Annotated in this window: 17 protein-coding genes and 1 pseudogene; 11 read left to right on the top strand and 7 right to left on the bottom strand. The window is 60.1% G+C overall.

What is annotated here, in order from left to right:
• The first annotated feature begins 36 nt into the window (after positions 1-36).
• From HJB91_RS03360 to HJB91_RS03385, 6 genes are all read left to right on the top strand, one after another.
• Positions 37-1,395, top strand: coding sequence for an extracellular solute-binding protein (locus HJB91_RS03360; protein ID WP_210630722.1), 1,359 nt, complete (start codon positions 37-39; stop codon positions 1,393-1,395).
• A 13-nt stretch (positions 1,396-1,408) separates the two neighbouring features.
• Entirely contained in the window at positions 1,409-2,374 is a 966-nt protein-coding gene (locus HJB91_RS03365) for an ABC transporter permease subunit (protein ID WP_221145667.1), read from the top strand.
• Positions 2,375-2,376: 2 nt separating this feature from the next.
• Positions 2,377-3,297, top strand: a complete 921-nt coding sequence (locus tag HJB91_RS03370; protein ID WP_210630724.1) for an ABC transporter permease subunit — start codon at positions 2,377-2,379, stop codon at positions 3,295-3,297.
• A gap of 27 nt (positions 3,298-3,324) precedes the next feature.
• The gene (locus tag HJB91_RS03375; RefSeq protein ID WP_210630726.1) at positions 3,325-4,053 is read left to right on the top strand and encodes a glycerophosphodiester phosphodiesterase family protein; all 729 of its coding nucleotides are present in this window, start codon (positions 3,325-3,327) and stop codon (positions 4,051-4,053) included.
• Positions 4,054-4,056: 3 nt separating this feature from the next.
• Positions 4,057-4,773, top strand: coding sequence for an HAD family phosphatase (locus HJB91_RS03380; RefSeq protein ID WP_210630728.1), 717 nt, complete (start codon positions 4,057-4,059; stop codon positions 4,771-4,773).
• A gap of 166 nt (positions 4,774-4,939) precedes the next feature.
• Positions 4,940-6,571 carry an FGGY-family carbohydrate kinase gene (locus HJB91_RS03385; RefSeq protein ID WP_221145469.1) on the top strand — a complete coding sequence of 544 codons (1,632 nt, stop codon included), beginning with the start codon at positions 4,940-4,942 and terminating at the stop codon, positions 6,569-6,571.
• A 26-nt stretch (positions 6,572-6,597) separates the two neighbouring features.
• Here HJB91_RS03385 and HJB91_RS03390 read toward each other — a convergent pair whose 3' ends face one another.
• Positions 6,598-7,056: a hypothetical protein gene (locus HJB91_RS03390; protein WP_405047648.1), complete on the bottom strand. Its 459-nt coding sequence runs from the start codon at positions 7,054-7,056 to the stop codon at positions 6,598-6,600.
• Between the two features lie 188 nt (positions 7,057-7,244).
• Between HJB91_RS03390 and HJB91_RS03395 the strand changes: the two genes are divergently transcribed.
• From HJB91_RS03395 to HJB91_RS03410, 4 genes are all read left to right on the top strand, one after another.
• A complete protein-coding gene (locus HJB91_RS03395) occupies positions 7,245-7,895 on the top strand; it encodes a TetR/AcrR family transcriptional regulator C-terminal domain-containing protein (protein WP_210630733.1) in 651 nt (216 codons plus the stop codon).
• A 50-nt stretch (positions 7,896-7,945) separates the two neighbouring features.
• Positions 7,946-8,965: a ketol-acid reductoisomerase gene (gene ilvC / locus HJB91_RS03400; protein WP_210630735.1), complete on the top strand. Its 1,020-nt coding sequence runs from the start codon at positions 7,946-7,948 to the stop codon at positions 8,963-8,965.
• 195 nt (positions 8,966-9,160) lie between these two features.
• A complete protein-coding gene (locus HJB91_RS03405) occupies positions 9,161-10,222 on the top strand; it encodes a polysaccharide pyruvyl transferase family protein (protein WP_210630737.1) in 1,062 nt (353 codons plus the stop codon).
• A 115-nt stretch (positions 10,223-10,337) separates the two neighbouring features.
• Positions 10,338-11,639 (top strand): Coenzyme F420 hydrogenase/dehydrogenase, beta subunit C-terminal domain, encoded by a 1,302-nt coding sequence (locus tag HJB91_RS03410; protein ID WP_221153441.1) that lies wholly within the window; start codon positions 10,338-10,340, stop codon positions 11,637-11,639.
• Here HJB91_RS03410 and HJB91_RS03415 read toward each other — a convergent pair.
• Genes HJB91_RS03415 through HJB91_RS03425 form a run of 3 tightly spaced genes read right to left on the bottom strand, consistent with a single transcriptional unit; the run spans position 11,613 to position 14,319 of the window.
• Entirely contained in the window at positions 11,613-12,587 is a 975-nt protein-coding gene (locus tag HJB91_RS03415) for a beta-xylosidase (RefSeq protein WP_210630740.1), read from the bottom strand. The genes HJB91_RS03410 and HJB91_RS03415 overlap by 27 nt on opposite strands.
• A 32-nt stretch (positions 12,588-12,619) precedes the next feature.
• On the bottom strand, positions 12,620-13,219 hold the full coding sequence (locus tag HJB91_RS03420; RefSeq protein WP_210630742.1) for a histidine phosphatase family protein: 600 nt from the start codon (positions 13,217-13,219) through the stop codon (positions 12,620-12,622).
• Positions 13,216-14,319: an inositol-3-phosphate synthase gene (locus HJB91_RS03425; protein WP_210630743.1), complete on the bottom strand. Its 1,104-nt coding sequence runs from the start codon at positions 14,317-14,319 to the stop codon at positions 13,216-13,218. The genes HJB91_RS03420 and HJB91_RS03425 overlap by 4 nt, the downstream gene beginning before the upstream one ends.
• Positions 14,320-14,461: 142 nt before the next feature.
• Between HJB91_RS03425 and HJB91_RS03430 the strand changes: the two genes are divergently transcribed.
• Positions 14,462-16,213: a hypothetical protein gene (locus tag HJB91_RS03430; protein WP_221145459.1), complete on the top strand. Its 1,752-nt coding sequence runs from the start codon at positions 14,462-14,464 to the stop codon at positions 16,211-16,213.
• On the opposite strand, the pseudogene HJB91_RS03435 reads toward HJB91_RS03430, so the two are convergent.
• The 3 genes and pseudogenes from HJB91_RS03435 to HJB91_RS03445 form a co-directional block, all read right to left on the bottom strand.
• A pseudogene (locus tag HJB91_RS03435) lies at positions 16,177-16,973 on the bottom strand (TIGR04290 family methyltransferase). The gene HJB91_RS03430 and the pseudogene HJB91_RS03435 sit on opposite strands and share 37 nt — an antisense overlap.
• Before the next feature lie 25 nt (positions 16,974-16,998).
• Positions 16,999-17,262: a DNA-directed RNA polymerase subunit alpha C-terminal domain-containing protein gene (locus HJB91_RS03440; RefSeq protein WP_210630747.1), complete on the bottom strand. Its 264-nt coding sequence runs from the start codon at positions 17,260-17,262 to the stop codon at positions 16,999-17,001.
• A 136-nt stretch (positions 17,263-17,398) separates the two neighbouring features.
• Entirely contained in the window at positions 17,399-17,722 is a 324-nt protein-coding gene (locus HJB91_RS03445; RefSeq protein WP_210630749.1) for a hypothetical protein, read from the bottom strand.
• Between the last annotated feature and the right edge of the window lie 30 nt (positions 17,723-17,752).

Here is a 17,752-nt window from a genome sequence, read left to right on the forward strand (position 1 = left end):
CCGGTCGGCGAACAAGGCAATGGAGAGGAAAACCAAATGACGGCAATGTCTTCGATAAGGTCCCGCATGGGGCTGACGATCCGGTCATTCGCGGCGGGCGCTGCACTGATGACGCTCGGATTGGCAAATGCGGGCGACGCCAGCGCAGCCGATCGCGTCAAGATCGAATGGTGGAATGCGGCAGGCGGCCGCCTGGCTGAAATCACCAATCAGTTGATTAAGGACTTCAACGCCTCGCAGGACAAATACGAGGTCGTCGGCATCGGCAAAGGCAATTATGAAGAGACCATGGCGGCAATGGTGGCAGCCTACCGCGTCCATCAGCAACCGGTGCTGATCCAGGCGGCCGAGCGCGGCTTTCTGACCATGTACAATTCCGGCGCGATCATTCCGGTGCCGGAGCTGATGGAGAAGGAAGACTACAAGATCGACTGGAACGATTTCGTCGCTCCGGTCGCCGGTTTTTATCTCGTCGACGGGAAGCCGGCGGCAATGCCCTTCAACAGCTCGACGCCGATCTTCTGGTACAATGCCGATCACTTCAAGGCAGCCGGGTTCGACAAGCCGGGCGAGACCTGGCAGGAGCTCGACAAGCAGCTGCGCGCCATCAAGGACAAAGGCGTTTCAAAATGCCAGATGGCGCTTGCGAACGACTTCTACTGGAGCCTGATCGAGAACTATGCCGCGATCCAGGATCAGCCTTACGGCACCAAGGCGAATGGTTTCGGCGGCCTCGACACCGAATTCATCTTCAACAAGAGCCCCTTGCTGGTGGGTCAGGTGACGCGCCTCAAGACGTGGATGGACGCCGGCATCCTGCAGATCGCGGGGCAGGGCCTCTCGCCAGACCAACTGTTCACCTCTGGAACCTGCTCGACCTATGTGGCCTCCACCGCGGCGCATGCCGCCGTCGAGAGCGGCGCGAAATTCAATTGGAGCGCAACGTTCCTGCCGCATGAGGAAGGCGTCGAGCCGAAAAACAGCACCATTGGCGGCGGTGCGCTCTGGGTTCTCAAAGGCAAGACCGAGGAAGAATACGCCGGCGCGGCCGCCTTCCTGAATTTCGTCGCCTCGCCGAAGACGCAGGTCTGGTGGAGCAAGCAGACAGGCTACGTCCCGGTTACGAATGCCGCCTATGAGCAGGCCAAGTCCGAGGGCTACTTCAAGGACCACCCGACCCGCGAGATCGCCATTCTCCAGCTCACGCGCGGCACCCCGACCGATAATTCGCGCGGCTTCCGCTTCGGCAATCATAATCAGGCGATGGCGCTTCTGGTGGAAGAGATTCAGGGTGTGTGGACCGGCCAGAAGACACCACAGCAGGCGCTGGATGCCGCGGCGGCCCGCGGAAACCAGATCCTCCGCCAGTATGAGCAGCTTCATGCAGCAAAGTAGAACCCTGGGAAAGATGGAAGGCGCCGCCCGGCGCCTTCGTATCCCCGATCTTCCGTCGACGGGCCGCTCGGTTGCGCAGCCGTCGGAGGCCGGGTTGAAGTCCGCCCACTTCAGCAAGCCGTGGCTCGCCTTCGGCCTGGTTGCGCCGCAACTGGTGATCCTGCTGTTCTTCTTTTTCATCCCATCCTACAAGGCGCTGTCGCTGGCCTTCGTTCAGGTCGATCCCTTCGGCGGCACGCAGATTTTCGTCGGGCTCACCAATTTCTACAATCTGTTTGCAAGCCCGGAGTATCGCGCCAGCGCGCTGTTCACGCTGTGGTTCACCGTTGCACAGAACGCCGCAACGCTTCTGCTTGCCGGGCTCTTTGCCTTCGCGACCGATTTCGTGATCAGAGGTAGGGGGATCTACAAGAGCATCATCCTGCTTCCCTATGCGATCGCGCCTGTCATATCGGGCGTGATCTGGGCCTTCCTGTTCAATCCGGCGGTGGGGCCGATCGCGCAGCTTCTGCACGGGTTCGGCTTCGAATGGGATCCGAACCGGCGGCCTTTCGATGCGCAGCTTCTGGTGACCATCGCTTCCGTCTGGAAGAATGTCTGCTACGACTACATCTTTCTCGTCGCCGCATTACTCGCCGTGCCTGTCTCGCTTCTGGAAGCGGCAAAGCTCGACGGCGCAAGACCCGTCCGGCGCTTTTTCACGATTTCGCTTCCGCTGATCTCGCCGACGATCTTCTTCCTCGTGGTGATGAACTTCGTCTACGGCTTGTTTGAAACCTTCGGCATCATCGATGCGGTCACGCGCGGCGGCCCAGCGGGGGCGACGAACAGCCTGGTCTACAAGGTCTATCAGGACGGCTTCGTGCAACTGGATCTCGGCTCGTCGGCCGCCCAGTCGGTGCTTTTGATGCTGATCGCCGTCCTGTTCACCATCGTTCAATTCCGCTCCCTCGAGCGCAAGGTCAATTACCAGGTGTAGTCATGCCCGAACGTCATCTCGGTCTGTCGATCTTCTGCCACGCGATCTTGCTCGTCGGCGCGGTTTTCGTCTGCCTGCCTCTTTATTTTGCCTTCGTCGCCGGGTCGCTCACCTTGCAAGAGGTTCAGCAGGCGCCGTTCCCGGTGGTGCCGGGCAGGCATTTCTTTGAAAACCTGGCAGCGGCCTGGCAACAGGGCGAATTCTCCCAGCTGTTCCTGAATTCGATCATCGTCACCGCCGGCATCGTCATCGGCAAGCTGGCGATCTCGCTGATCGCCGCATTCGGCGTGACCTATTTCCGCTTCCCATTTCGCATGACGGCCTTCTGGCTCATCTTCGTGTCGCTGATGCTTCCGGTCGAGGTCCGCATCATTCCGACCTACGAGGCGGTCGCCGATGCCGCCGGCCCGATCCGCTGGCTGGTCGGGACCGTCGGGCTTTCCGGCGTCGTGGAACGGCTGACAGGATACAGCATCGAAGCCTCGTTGAAATGGAACATGGTCAACAGCTATGCCGGCCTGATCCTGCCGCTGATTGCCTCCGCCTCCGCAACATTCCTGTTCCGACAGTTCTTCCTGACAGTTCCGGATGAACTTTGCGAGGCGGCCAAGCTCGACGGCGCCGGTCCGCTGAAATTTTTCAAGGATATCCTTCTTCCGCTGTCGAGCGCCAACATCGCGGCCTTGTCGATCATCCTGTTCCTCTATGGCTGGAACCAGTATTTGTGGCCGCTGCTCTTCACCACGGACAAAGAGATGGGAACAGCGGTGCTCGGGCTGAAGCAACTCGTTCCGGTCTCCGACTCCGCACCCGCCTGGAACATTGCGATGAGTGCTGCGCTGCTCGTCATGCTTCCGCCGGCAGCCGTCATTCTCTTCATGCAACGCTGGTTCACCAAGGGGCTGGTGGACTCCGGGAAGTAAACGCCGAATCTCAAGGATATTCAGACGATGGTGCATATCATCGGCCACCGCGGTGGCCGCAATCTCTGGCCCGAGAACAGCCTCTCGGGCTTCCGTAAACTTGCGCAAATGCCGGTGGATGGCGTGGAATTCGACATCCACCTGACACGATCGGGAGAAATGCTGGTCATTCATGATCCGACGCTCGATCGCACGACCGATGCGCAGGGCATGGTCGCCGACCTCGGCCCCCGACAACATCGCGAAATCCGTCTCAAGGAAAGCGTTGGGGAAACGATCCCGGCGCTGGAAGAGGTCCTCGCCGTCTTCAAGAACACACCCCTCGAGCTTCATATCGAGCTGAAGACCCAGGCCGATGGGACGCCTTACGAGGGGCTCGCCGCCACGGCATTTGCCGCCGTCGAGCGGCTTGGTCTTGTGGAGCGCTCGATCCTGACGAGCTTTCATCCCGATGTGCTTGCCGATATTCGCAAGGTCGCTCCTGGAATTCGCATCTTGTCGTCCTTCGACACCAAGTCCGCCGAACGCCTCGGCCTTGCGAGCGGCCTCAGCCTGATGAAGCGATGCTCGGATATCATCGCCGTCGAAAAATCTCTCCTGCAGGCGAAGTGGGACGAGATCACCCAAATTGTGCCGCTGGACCGCCTCGGCGCCTGGGTTCCGAACGAACTGAGCGATCTCGACTATTGGCTTGCCAAACCGATCCGGCAGATCACGACGGACCGTCCGGATCTCGCCTTGCAGGCGCGGGGTTGAGACATGCTCAATAGCCGCATCGATTATCCCGGCATCCCAGGCGCCGTGGACAGCATCGACCTCGTGATCTTCGATTGCGACGGCGTGCTGATCGACAGCGAGCCGATCGCCAGCCGCACACTGGCAGATACGCTCCAGGGCGCAGGCATTGCGATCACCGCAGCCGAGGCGCATGTCAAATTCACCGGAAATTCGGAAAGCATCATCGCCGAGATGTGCCGGCGTGAATACGGGATCATCGACGTCGCCGCGCTGTTCGAGAAATGGCATCTTCACCTGTTCGAGGAATTCGCGCGCTCGCTGACGCCCATTGCCGGCATCGCCGAGGTCGTCAACAGTCTCGACCGCCCTAAATGCGTCGCATCGAACAGCACGATGCGGCGGTTGCGCAACAGCCTGGGCAAACTCGATCTCTGGAGCGCCTTCGGCGAAGACGTGTTCAGCGCCGAATTCGTCTCCCGGCCGAAGCCGGCGCCCGATCTGCTGCTATATTGCGCCGAGCGTTTTCGGGCCCGGCCGGCGAGATGCATCATGATCGACGACAGCGTTCATGGTGTGACGGCGGCAATCGCCGCAGGCATGACGGCCATCGGATTCGTCGATCCGGCCGATCCGAGGCCCGGCCGCCGCGCCGTGCTCGATGCCGCCGGAGCCACCGCCGTTGCGACAGGGGCAGGGGAGCTTACCGCCATTCTGGAAAATGTCGGAGGGAGGCTGTGAGGCGCCCCGGGCGGTGGGCGCGCTCGGTGCCCAGCCTCCTTGCCATGTCGCCGTGACCGCGTAATGTCAGCCTCCCTGGAGGCGGGACTCTTTCCAGACAACAGACTTCGAAATTCGACCCCAGCCGCTAATCAACCCGATCCTTGGCGATCTGAAACGAGAGACCATGAGCGACACATCTCATACAGCGGAAGCCGGCGCTAAATATGTCATCGGCGTCGATGTCGGCACCGGCAGCGCTCGAGCCGGCCTGTTCGATATGGCCGGCCGCATGCTTGCCTCCGCCAAGCGAAATATCAGCCTGTTTCATGAAGCCGGTTCCATCGTCGAACAATCGAGCAGCGAAATCTGGAGCGCCGTTTGCGCGGCCGTGCGAGAGGCGGTTGCCGCAGCCGGCGTCGACCCGGCTTCCGTGGTCGGGCTCGGATTCGACGCCACCTGCTCGCTCGTCGTCCTCGGCGAAGGCGGCAAGTCGCTTCCCATCGGGCCTTCGGAAGATCCGGACCGGGACATCATCGTCTGGATGGACCATCGCGCCGTCTCGCAGGCGGAGCGCATCAATGCGTTTGGGCATGAGGTGCTGCGTTATGTCGGCGGTCGTATTTCGCCCGAAATGGAAACACCCAAACTTCTCTGGCTCAGGGAAAACCGCCCTGGCGTCTTTGATGCTGCCTGGCAGTTTTTCGATCTTGCGGATTTCCTTACCTGGCGGGCGACTGGCGATCTGTCGCGCTCGACCTGTACAGTCACCTGCAAATGGACCTATCTCGCTCATGAAAAGCGGTGGGACAGCGGTTATTTTCATCAGATCGGTCTCGGCGTGCTGGCAGACGAAGGGTTTGCCCGCATCGGAAAAGTCATTGTCGAGCCCGGTTCGGCACTCGGCCAAGGACTGACTGCGGCAGCGGCGAAGGAGCTCGGCCTGACGCCGGGCACGGCCGTAGCAGCCGGGCTGATCGATGCCCATGCCGGCGGTGTCGGAACCGTCGGTGCCGATCCGGAAGCCAATCTTGCTTATGTTTTCGGGACCTCTTCCTGCACGATGACGTCGACGGCAGAACCGTCTTTCGTGCCCGGTGTCTGGGGACCTTACTATTCGGCGATGGTGCCGGGCCTGTGGCTGAACGAAGGCGGCCAGAGTGCCGCCGGCGCGGCGATAGACCACCTCCTCTCCTTCCACCCGGCGGCCGGCGAGGCGAAGGAGCTTGCAAAGAGCGCCGGTATTGCTCTGCCGGTCTTGCTTGCCGACATGGCCACCCGCAAGGCGGGGCGTTCTTCCGGCGCCGTCAAGCTGGTGGCCGGGCTGCACGTCGTACCCGAATTCCTCGGCAACCGTGCGCCCTTTGCTGATCCGCATGCCCGCGCGGTCATTGTCGGTCTCGGCATGGAGCGGGATGTCGACAACCTGGTCGCGCTTTATATCGCGGGGCTTTGCGGCATTGGCTACGGCCTCAGGCAGATCATCGAAACGCAGGGCGAGGCGGGGGTGACCATCGAGAACATCGTCATCAGCGGCGGGGCCGGCCAGCACGATTTCGTCCGCCAATTGCTCGCCGATGCGAGCGGCAAGCCGGTGGTGGCGACGAAGGCCGAGGAGCCGGTATTGCTGGGAGCGGCCATTCTCGGCGCCGTCGCCGGCCGGCAGTTTGCGGATGTCCGAGCAGCGATGAGCGAACTCACCCGGGCGGAAACACGGTTTCAGCCATCGGGGGGCGAAATTTCCAATCTCCACCGCAAGCGTTACCAGGCGTTCAAGGAGCTTCAGACGTTGGCGCGCAAGCTTCGCAGCGATGGCTGACATCGCTGTGCGACAAATGCCGCGGGCTAATTATTGATGGCGATGATCGCCCAATGGCTCTCCTCGCAGGCGTTGTCGTCGCAGACTGCACCCATCCAGACGGCGCCATTTGCGAGCATCACTCCTTCGCTGCTGACGAAGAGATCCTCATACTGCTGGCGGCCGACAGCGCGGCGGGTCTCCTGGGTCACCAGATCGTCGAAATTCTCGATGAAATCCTCGGCGTTTTCGACATCATAGGTTTCGCCATCTGCCTTTACGCTCAGCGGATATTCGGCAAGGCCTGCGATGGTTTCTGCATCGCCGGCGCGCATCGCCTGGACGAGTTGGCGCAGCGGCCGGTCGAACCCGGCGGCATCGCCGTGCAATTCCTCGATGCGATTATAGACCTCACTATCCGACTGCGCGGCGGCGCGGCCGGTGAAGGACGTCGTTGCCAGGAGCATCGCTCCCGTCAGGAGAAGGGCGGCAGATGGACGCAACATGGAAGACTCCCGGCAAATGATTTTGCGCGGCATTATGCAATCTGCATCCGGTGTCCGCCTATCCAATTCTGGTGCAGCGCCGGCCTTTCCCGTATAAAAATCTGCCTGGACCTGCTTGACGGCCCGATCGGATTGTCGCATAAAGCTCGCGAACCGTACCGTACGGTACGTATAGGGGAGCCTTGACCGTGTCCGTCGATACTGCAGAGCCGAACGAATTTTCGTCGCGCCAGAACGCCGTTCTGGAGCAGGCGCTGCGGCTGCTCGTTGATGGCGGCGAGAAGGCGCTGACGACCTCCGGTGTTGCGCGCGCCGCCAATTGCTCCAAGGAAAGCCTCTACAAGTGGTTCGGCGATCGCGACGGCCTCTTGTCGGCGATGATCGCCTATCAGGCGAGCAAGGTGCGCACCTTCGAGCGCAACGGCGAACGGCTGACGGCGACGAGCCTGCACGATCATGTCGTCATCTTCGCGCGGGACCTGCTGGAGGTGCTCGCCGGCGACGTCTCGCTGGCGCTGAACCGGCTTGCCATTGGCCAGTCGCACCGCGACGGCTCGAAACTCGGCAAGCTTTTGCTCGAACGCGGCCGCCGCCAGATCGACCGGCGCGCCATGGCGCTGATCGACGCCGGAAAGAGGGCAGGGCTGCTGCGGTTTTCCGATGCGGACGAAGCCTATCATACGCTTTACGGCCTTGTCGTTTCCGACCTGCATGTGCGCATGCTGCTCGGCGAACCCGGCCTCAAGGATACCGCGCGCCAGGCGGAGAGGGCGGTCACCGCCTTCCTCCGGCTCTACGGCACGGACAAGGTTCTGGCGGAGATGCCGGCTCTCGGCTGATTTCGCCTTAATGACAGTCAACAGGACAAGCACAAGGGAAGGAACTTCAAATGCGCGTCTATTACGATCGTGATGCCGATCTCAACCTCATCAAGGCCAAGAAGGTCGCCGTCATCGGCTACGGCTCGCAGGGCCGCGCCCATGCGCTGAACCTCAAGGACAGCGGCGCCCAGAACCTCGCCATCGCGCTGAAGGCCGGTTCGCCCACGGTCAAGAAGGCCGAGGCCGATGGCTTCAAGGTCATGACCGTCGCAGAAGCCGCCGGCTGGGCCGACCTGATGATGATGGCAACGCCGGACGAACTGCAGGCCGACATCTACAAGTCGGACATCGCGCCGAACATCCGCGACGGCGCCGCCATCGCTTTCGCCCACGGCCTCAACGTTCACTTCGGCCTGATCGAGCCGAAGGCTTCGGTCGACGTCGTCATGATCGCCCCGAAGGGCCCGGGCCACACGGTTCGCGGCGAATACCAGAAGGGCGGCGGCGTTCCCTGCCTCGTCGCCGTTCATCAGAACGCCTCCGGCAACGCTCTTGAACTCGCTCTCTCCTACGCCTGCGGCGTCGGCGGCGGCCGTTCCGGCATCATCGAAACCAACTTCCGCGAAGAGTGTGAAACCGACCTCTTCGGCGAACAGGTCGTTCTCTGCGGCGGTCTCGTCGAGCTCATCCGCGCCGGTTTCGAAACGCTGGTTGAAGCCGGTTACGCGCCTGAAATGGCCTATTTCGAGTGCCTGCATGAAGTGAAGCTGATCGTCGACCTGATCTATGAAGGCGGCATCGCCAACATGAACTACTCGATCTCCAACACGGCCGAGTGGGGCGAATACGTCACCGGTCCGCGCATCATCACCGAAGAAACCAAGGCTGAGATGAAGCGCGTGCTCAAGGACATCCAGACCGGCAAGTTCACCTCCGAGTGGATGCAGGAATACCGGTCGGGCGCCGCCCGCTTCAAGGGCATCCGCCGCAACAACGACAGCCATCAGATCGAGGAAGTCGGCGCCAAGCTGCGCGGCATGATGCCCTGGATCGGCAAGAACAAGCTGGTCGACAAGTCGGTCAACTAAGCTGTTTCAGCAAGGCCGGAGTGAAAGCTTCAGCCTGCAAACTGCTGATAACCCCCGGCTGAGCTGGGGGTTATCTGATTCATTGCGACATGCTGAAGAAAGCTGCTCCCGAACCAGGAGCGAGCTGCGGTTTGTTGGGAACGGAACTGGAGTTGGTCGGTTAGTGGAATCTATTCGATCTGCTTCAGGGACCAGATGCCTAAGGCCGGAATTCTTACCTTTCATCGCTGCATAAATTACGGCTCCTATTGGCAGGCACGCTGTCTGGCCGAAGGCCTTGCGTCCATGGGAGTGGAAGCCGTTCTTCTGGAACATGTGTCCGATCGCGTGAACCGCGCGGAATGGCGATGCGCGCTGCAACCGCTGCTTCCTGCCGCAACGCCCAAGGAAGACTACCCGCTCTACAAAGCGAAGATCCGGAAATTCTTTCACTCGTTTGCCAGCCTACCTCTTTCATCGCCTTTTCCCTTGGAGAACCCAGCGGCGATGGACGACTATTCGCTCATCGTCGTCGGCAGCGACGAGGTGTGGAACCTTCGCCATCCCTGGTATGGCGGGTATCCGCTGTTTTATGGAGAGGGCCTGCGATGCGGGCGTCTTGTCTCCTATGCCGCGACGTTTGGAAGTCTGGCGTCGTCGGAGCGGCTGGAGGGTTGGGCGGAAAAGCTGCGTAAGTTCTCTCATATTTCGGTTCGGGACCTCCATTCGGACCGGATCATCCGCGAGACATTGGGACTGGAGCCCGAACTCGTTCTCGACCCGTGCCTGCAATTTCCGCAGACGATGAAGGCGAGCGGGGATGACGGGGAGGCGGCAGCGTATATAGCCGTCTACGGGCACAGTTTTCCCGTGTGGTTTCAGGATGCAGTGCGCCGATGGGCACGAGACCGGGGTCATCCGCTTGTCAGCATCGGCTATCGGAACGATTGGGCCGACGAACAATGGATTGATGCCGGCCCGGAGGACTTCGCCAGCTTCATTTCCAAAGCAAAGGCTGTCGTAACGAACTTCTTTCATGGATGCGTGTTCTCGCTCGTCAACGACAAGCCATTTGCATGTGTGCTCTCCGATTACCGCTCCAACAAGCTTCGCGATCTAACGCGGCTCGTCCGAGCCGAACATCATGTGCTGACCGAAGATACGACGCCCTCGCATCTGGATGTTATCCTCGGTAACCCACTTCCTATGGGCATTTCGCAGCGCATATCTTCGCTGCGCGATACATCCAACGTCTATCTCAGCCATGCCTTGCAATAGCTCCGCTCGACAGAATCGGCTCACGCCGGGCATCGCTCCCAAGGATATTGCAGGCGCCGGCTTCTGCATCGGCTGCGGCTCCTGTGCCGCAAGGTCAGCGCGACCTGATGTGCGCATGGAACTCGACCGGTACGGGCAGATGAAGCCGACAGGCCCGACGACTTGGTTGCGGGGCCGTGATGAAGAATTTGCGCGAATTTGCCCGTTTTCGCCGGTGGCCCGGGACGAGGACGAATTGGTAGCCGAATACTTTGCCGGTGCGAGAAACCGAGACCCTCTGCTGGGCCGTTTCGAGGCTGCCTTTGTCGGCCATGTCGAGGAAGGGGAATATCGTTCGAGTGGCAGTTCCGGCGGCATGGTCACCTGGGTGGCGGCGGAATTGCTGCGCCTGGGGCTTGTCGACGGTGTTGCTCACGTCAAGGCGAGCGATGATCCGCAATCGGAAGGGCGCCTGTTTCATTATTCGCTGTCACGTAATCTGCAGGAACTTCAGGCCGGCGCTAAATCCCGATATTATCCCGTCGAGCTTTCCGGCGTGCTTCAGTCCATTCGCGAGGCGCCCGGCCGGTACGCCGTGGTTGGCATTCCCTGTTTCATCAAGGCGGTGCGACTGGCCTGTGCCAATGACCCGATATTGAAGGAGCGAATTGCCTTCACGCTTGGGCTGTTTTGCGGCCATATGAAAAGCGCGCGCATGGCCGAGAGCTTCGCATGGCAGATGGGGCAGGACATCAGCAGGGTTAAACGGCTCGACTACAGGAAGAAAGCCCAGGATCGGCCTGCGAATTGGTATCGGGCTGAGTTGACCCTCGAAAACGGAGAGACGTGCGCCCAAGACTGGTGGCATCTGGCCGATGGGGACTGGGGCGCGGGCTTTTTTCAGAATTCCGCCTGCAATTTCTGCGACGACGTCGTTGCGGAAACGGCCGATATCGCTTTCGGGGATGCCTGGAAGGAGCCCTATTCCTCTGACGGAAGAGGAACGAACGTGGTGGTCGTCCGCTCAACTGCACTTCTGGATGCGATCCATGCCGGGATCGCTGAGAAGAGGATCGTACTGTCTTCAGTGGATTCCGACTTCGTTATCGCCACCCAGGCCGCCGGATTCCGCCAGCGTCGCGAGGGCCTCGCATTCCGCTTGACCTGGCCTCGCATGGGTATGCGCCCGCGTAAACGCGTCCGTGCCGGCAGCCCGAACCTGTCTCGGCAGCGCATGGCGGTCTACATCATGCGCTATGGGATCAGTTTCTGGAGTCATCGCGTCTTTTCGATCGCCGTTTTCCTGCATAGCCCCGGACTTTACATTCTGTGGGCTCGTGCTGCCCTGGCATGCTATCAGGGCGTCGCTTATTCCCGGGGACCGATCGGCAGGATAGCCCAGAGCCTGGGTTTAGCCGGCTCCGAGGGACGCACGTGATTCAAGCCCCAGCAGTCGGGCTGCCGACTTGGCAACGCGCGACACATATCCGCTATCCCTGTGCGGCGCGTAACGGTCGACCATTTCTTCGCAGAAGCCGGCGAATTCTTCGGGCACCAGGGGTGCACTGGTATGGTGCGGCGCGATACCTCGATGCTCCGGAGTGAAGCAGAATGTCACCGTTACGTCAAAATCTTCGAGGGCCCGCATCTGTCGGTCGAACCAATCGAGGGCATTGGGCCGGAATCGGTCTGCCCAGGAAAGCCCGGTACGCACAGATTTCACGCCCAGCCGCCTCATCCAGGCAGCGGCCTCATCCAGCCGCGGATCTTCGAAATGGAACCATTGCACCAGTCCGAAATCCGGCGTGTGTTTGGCAAACTCCTCAAGCGCCGGTTTCGGCGTTCCGTCTTCGCGCAAAATGCCCATATAGTAGTGTCGATAGTAGGAGGAGCCTTCGGCTTCGCGATGACGCGTTGTTGCCTCCCATGATCGTGGGAGGTCGTAGAGGCTGTACCATTGGCAGCGCTCGACTTTGCCCTTGAGCAACTCGGCAGTTCGTTGGAGACCCCACAACTGCACTTCCTCCGCGCCGAAGGTCGAGACGCCCACTTCGCTGACCCAGATCGGCAGATCGGTGACGGCGCGTATTTCGTTGATTTTCTCCGGCCAGTCATGAATCTGCCAGAGGTTCCAGTCGAGCGGGAAACCATGCAGCGCGACGGCATCAAGGTGATCGAGCACACCGTAATTCTTCATGCGGCTGATGAAGAAGGGGTCTATCGGAGATATTCCGCCGAGCACCTTCGTCAGTTCCGGATTCTTGGCTGCGATAGCATCGGCCGCCAGGATTGCCATTTGCGCAAACAGGCTCCATTCGGGATCGATCTCAGGATCCCAGTGCGATTTGTTGTTCGGCTCGTTCCAGATCATTGCAGCTTCGATCATTTGACTTCCCCGGGCAGGATTTAACGAACGGGTTATAAGGTCACTTCGTTGAGCGTCATCACTTTTGCACCCCAGTCGCCGATCACAACCGTCGTGACGGAGGCGGGCGCGATATCAAATCTCGGCCAAGCATCGAGCGGCAGTCCCAGAACATGGCAGACCGCCGCCTTGATCACATCGGCATGAGACACCAGAGCTATTCGCTTCCCATTCCCGCAGCTGGTAAGGCTCTCCATGAGGCTGAAAATCCGAGCCTGGATGTCCAGCATGGTCTCGCCTCCGGGCGTGCGGGTGAGGCTGCGTGTGGTATTCCAGCGGCGCCACAGGGGATCGTCGTTGAGAACGTCGAACGTCTTTCCGGACCAATTGCCGAAATTCACCTCGTCCAAAGCATCGTCCGTTTGCGGTAGAGACAGGCCACAGGCCGATGCGATACCTTCTGCCGTCTCCCGTGTTCGTTCGCGCGGGCTGGTGTAGATCTCATTGATGTCCTCGCGCCGCAGCCTCTGCCCGAGACGCTGAACTTGCGAGCGGCCGGCTTCGCCAAGCGAAATACCGGCTGTACGGCCCGCCAGGAAATTCCCGACATTGTCGTGCGCGGCGTGACGCACCAGGAAGAACGTTGCCGTCATTCCGCGGCTCCGCGCAGAACATCCTCCTGGTCATCGATGAAATTCTGCGTTCGGCGGCGGGCCTCGTAATCGGTGAACTGCTGCGGCGGCGATTTCATGAAATAGCTCGATGGCCCTGTCAGAGCTCCGCCTAGGCCTCGGTCGAGGGCCAGTTTGGCGCAGCGTATTGCATCGATGACCACGCCGGCGGAATTGGGCGAGTCCCACACCTCAAGCTTGAGCTCTGCATTGAGCGGCACGCCCCCGAAAGTGGTACCCTCGAGCCGAATATAGGCCCATTTCCTATCGGTGAGCCACGGAACATGGTCACTCGGCCCGACATGTACATCGTCTGCAGGAAGCGGAATGTCCAATTGGCTGGTGACCGACTGGGTCTTGGAGATTTTCTTTGATTCCAGCCGCTCGCGCTCGAGCATATTGAGAAAATCGGTGTTTCCGCCGAAATTGAGCTGGTAGGTCCGATCTACACGGACGCCCCGTTCGCGGAAGAGATTGACGAGCATTCTGTGGACGATGGTCGCCCCCACCTGGCTTTTGATGTCGTCGCCGATGATCGGCAGCTTTCGGGCGGCGAACTTCTGCTGCCATTCCGGTTTGGAGGCTATGAAGACCGGAATGCAATTGATAAAGGCGCAACCTGCCGCGAGCGCCTGTTCGGCGTACCACTTCGTTGCTTCTTCCGAGCCAACGGGAAGATACGAAACCAGCACGTCCGTGCGGGTTTGCCTGAGGATTTCCGCCACGTCCGCTGAAGGCTCCGTCGATTCCTCGATCCGATCCTTAAGATATCTCCCTATCCCATCCATCGTTCTGCCGCGATTCACCTCGACCCCGAGCGGAGCGACATCTGCGAAACGTTGCGTGTTGTTTGGCTCGGCGTAGATCGCTTCCGCGACATCGCGCCCTACCTTTGAAGCCGCGACATCGAAGGCTGCGGATATCTCAATATCGTGCACGTGATATCCACCGAGATCAATGTGCATGAGGCCCGGAACCGGCTCGTTTTCCCGGGCGTTATCATAGTAGGTAAGTCCTTGAACCAATGACGAGGCGCAATTGCCAACTCCCACCAATCCAACGCGAATGGATTTCGAACGCATGGTTCCCTCCAGGGGCTGCTTGCCGAGGCATCTACAAAGCTAACAAGCGGGAGCCGCCACGGTTCCCGGCCCTCCCGATTATTTCAATCACGTCTGGCGGTCGTCGAGTTCGGGCAGGCATTGCCGCAAAGAGGAGGACCGGATGCTGGTCTATGGCGATGTCGAGCACATCGAGAACGCAGCTGCAGTACGCGCATCGATTTCCAAAATGATGATGGCGTGCATCGACATGCAGCCGAGCCGGCAGCGCCACGAAGCCCTGGTTCGTGCATTCATCCTGACTGGGGAACTGGTTCAGGGACTGGCCGATCAGGAATTCGGGAGAAAGGGCGCGGACGATATGTCCGTGTCTCAGGACGCAGGCGCGAAACTTCTGCGCATGCAGGCACGGGCGATCATGCGATCGTGGCGAAACGGTTTTGCCGGCAGTCTGTCCTTTCCAGAGGATTGGCGAGCCAAACTCGATTGTCTTGCCAGTGCCGATCCGGTGCGGACGAAACGCGCAGAGGGCTACGCTTTTTATGCTGTGTATCCCGAGAGCTATATCGAGTCGGCTTCGATCTCCAATTTGACGCCTAAGACAGTCGTCATCGGGATACGAAGCATAGGAACCGGACTCGCGGCCCTGGTTTCTGCAGCCTTGGGTGCCGAGCCGGCTTATTCGTTGCGCCCGACTGGCCACCCCTTCGAGCGGCGTGTACGTGTCGCACCGGCTCTATCGAAGCGCATTCTTGCCGACCCTGAAACCGATTTTGCCATCGTCGATGAGGGGCCGGGGCTATCGGGGAGCTCGTTCGGTTGCGTTGCGGACTGGTTGCAGGAGAACGGCGTGGCGTCTGGCCGGCTTCATTTTTTCCCGAGCCACACGGGTGAACCGGGCCCGCATGCAAGCGAGCCCCATCGGACCCGTTGGCGAGATCGGCCACGCCATGTCGTCAGCTTCGACGATCTTGTCCTCAAGCCCCAAGATCCGAAACACCGTCTGCAGACATGGGCGGCCGATGTTGTCGGAGTTGCGCGTTCATCGTGGCGGGACCTGTCCGGTGGCGCTTGGCGCGGGGTTCGGTATCGCGATCCTTCACATTGGCCGCCGAGCTACATGCAGATGGAAAAACGCAAATTCCTGATGGAGGCCGAAGGACGGGCCTGGCATGTCAAGTTTGCCGGACTCTGCGGGAGCGACGTCGACAAGGCCAGAAGAGGCTCTTTGCTGAGCGAAGCCGGCTTTATCCCGAAGATTGCCGGCACCTGTTACGGATTTCTCATCGACGAGTGGCTGGATGGAACGCCCCTCGACCATAGCGGCGTCAGCAGGCGCGACATCGTGGATCACCTCGGACGTTATCTCGGTTTTCGTGCCCGTCACCTCCCGGCACGAAGCGGCGGCGCCTCGATCCAGAAACTGTATGAGATGGCCACTCACAATATTGCGGAAGCGGCAGGATCGGACACGGCAGAAAATTTGAGGTGCCTGACAGGCACGCCCGGGCGGCTAGCCGGACGATTGCGGCCGGTCGACACGGACAACCGGCTTCACCCCTGGGAATGGCTGACGACCACCGCCGGGCGGCGCATCGTGAAGACGGATGCGCTCGATCACAATGCGGCCCACGATCTGATCGGGTGCCAGGACATTGCCTGGGACGTCGTGGGTGCCTGCGTGGAATTCGAACTCTCGAGCAAGGAGCGTGATCGTCTTGTCGATCTCGTCGGTCGGGAAGCGGACTGCGATCTCAGCGACGACGTGCTCAGGTTTTTTGAGCCCTGCTATCTCGGTTTTCAGATAGGCCTGTGGTCGCAGGCCAGGGCCAGCGTCGATGGCGCGGAGGCAGAGCGCATTGAAAATACCATCAAACGTTACCTGGACCGCCTGCCGCCATTGATTGGACCATGACTGCGGCGATCTGGCAGTTTATCAGCAAATAACGGAGGCGGTTCCGCCATCGGGTGGCGAGTTCCATGTTCCACCAGATAAACTTCACGTTCCGGATTGGCACGAATGACAAACCCGGCGCTTCTCAGCATCGCTTCGACCGCCGCCTTGTTCGGAATGAACCAATTGGTCGGGTCGCCAGCGTAACGTTGTTCCACGAAATACACTTTGGGAAAGCCGCGCTGCTCAAATATTGTCGTGTTGAAGAAGTCGTAGTTTTCGCTGAGTGCCGCGACTTCCTCTTCACCGCGCTGCATGCATTGAAACAGCATCTGGCCGCCGACAACATGCTCATGCAGAAGGTCGAGCGCCAGCAGCGGATGCCGCAGGTGATAAAGGACACCCATGAAAAGGACCAGGTCAAATCTCTCCTTCAGTTTTTCCACCTCGTACACCGACATCAGCTTGAACTCGATATCCTCACCTGTCTGTCTGGCTGCGAACTCGGCTTGCCTGAGGTAATGCGGGTCGGAATCGATTCCGACGACCCGTCCGGCATTTCTTCTTTTCATTTCAAGTGAATAGAACCCGGCGTTGCAGCCGATGTCGAGAACGCTGCACCCCCGGAGATCTTCAGGCACAACCTGCTGAAAGTGGGCCCATTTGAAGGAGGGGTAGTCACCAAGGAAATGATCAGGTGCTGTCTGAACGCCGTTAATTCGTTGTGAAACCATGGCCTCAGGGCTGCGATGTCGCTTTCCAGTCGAGCCTTCTCGTTCATTCCGTGCTCCGATCCGCAGCGTCGATCATTGCTTCGACTGTGCCGCCGAGATGTGTGTTCGGTTACGTTTGAATTTTCTGATCGCCGACCGTATCTGCTCGACGGACCGGGGGCCGATCCCCGGGAGTTGGAGGAGTTCAGCGTTCTTCATATCTGCCAATTGGCTCATTCGGTGAATTCCGCTTCTGCCGAGCGAACGGGCGATCCATCCAGCGAGACAGGTGGTCAATAAGGGATCTTCGGTATCTCCCCCTCCAATCTTCGTCCGCTTTTGAGATACCTGCGGCATGTTCAGCTTTAGCCGGCTTCTTCAGATGTGGTCGAACCCTCTTGATGGTTTTCGGTTCCCGCTGAAGAAGAAAAACCCGTCAATTCTGTGCGACATTGTCCTTGTCGGCTCACACAAAGATTTCTGGACGGTGAAACTAATCATCAGAATTGTTCGACGGATTGGTGTTGGGCGGCATATCTCCCGGACGGATGATGCGCGAATAACCGGTGTCGGGCGCCGGCTCCACCATCTCGGCGTCGCCGACGGGAGGGGGCCTGAGTTCGCCGTTGCATTCGTCCAGTTTCTTGGAGAGATCTTGGTGGTCATCCGCTGAACCGCGGCTCTGGTTTGGCTGTGACGGGGCGACGCATTTGTCAGGCGGCGCCTGCGCGTTCGCCTGGAGCGGTAGGGGAAGGATCGCCACGGCGAGCGACAGCGCGCTTAGGAGTCGTTTGAACTCCCGGGATGTGGTCGGCATGCCTGAAACCTCCGTTTGTAGTTTATCCAG

The organism is Rhizobium sp. NLR10b (assembly GCF_019685435.1).
Taxonomy (GTDB): Bacteria; Pseudomonadota; Alphaproteobacteria; order Rhizobiales; family Rhizobiaceae; genus Rhizobium.